Raw genomic sequence first — 788 nt, forward strand, 5'->3', positions numbered from 1 at the left:
CGCCAGCATCTCCCGCGCCACCTCGCCCCAGGGGCGGCAGCCGCCCCCTGGCGCGATCCGCGCCGCGGCCGCTTCCGGCGCGGCGATCAGCGCCAGCGCCTTCTCCACAAGATCCGGCTCGGAATTCGGCGTGAAGAAGGTCGCGCCCGCCGCGCCGCTTTCCAGCAGCGCGGAATGGCCCGGCGCCAGCACCGGCCGGCCCAGCGCCAGCGCCTCGCTGACCGGCAGGCCCCAGCCCTCGCCATGGCTGGCGCTGACCGCGAAGCGGCAATGCCGCGTCAGCGCATGCAGCACCGCATCGTCCACCTCCGGCAGGATCATCACCTTCGCCGCCAGCTCCGGCGAGGCCGCGAGCAGTGCCATGGCCCCCTCCGAGCGCCAGCCGGGCCGTCCCACGCAGACCAGCAGCGGGCAGGCGCCGCCCAGCCGGCGCGCCAGGGTCAGCCAGGCCTGGAAGAGCAGCAGATGGTTCTTCCGCCCCTCGATCGTGCCGGTGCAGAGAACATAGGGCCGGGATTCGAGCTCCGGCGGCAGCGGCGCCTCGCGCGCCGGCGGGACGGGAGCGCCGTTGAGCGGCACAACCGCCAGCGGCGGCAGTGCCAGGCCCGGCAGGTGGCGGGCGGCGCAGCGGCGCAGCTCCGCCGCCGTCGCCTCGGAATTGCACAGGATGCCATCGGCCAGCAGAGGCAGCGCCGAGAACCAGGCGGCGTAGTCTGCCACGGTGCGGGCCTCGCACCATTCCGGCCTGTCTCTTGATCACATCTACGCACAGCTCCACCGTAAGGCGA

At 74.0% G+C, this 788-nt stretch carries 1 protein-coding gene; it reads right to left on the reverse strand.

Annotated elements, in window-relative coordinates:
• A partial coding sequence (locus tag ROTAS13_RS25345; RefSeq protein WP_139323612.1) for a glycosyltransferase occupies positions 1 to 720 on the reverse strand: 720 nt, incomplete at its 3' end.
• Positions 721 to 788 lie beyond the last annotated feature (68 nt).

This window comes from Roseomonas sp. TAS13 (assembly GCF_001950415.1).
Taxonomy (GTDB): Bacteria; Pseudomonadota; Alphaproteobacteria; order Acetobacterales; family Acetobacteraceae; genus Roseomonas; species Roseomonas mucosa.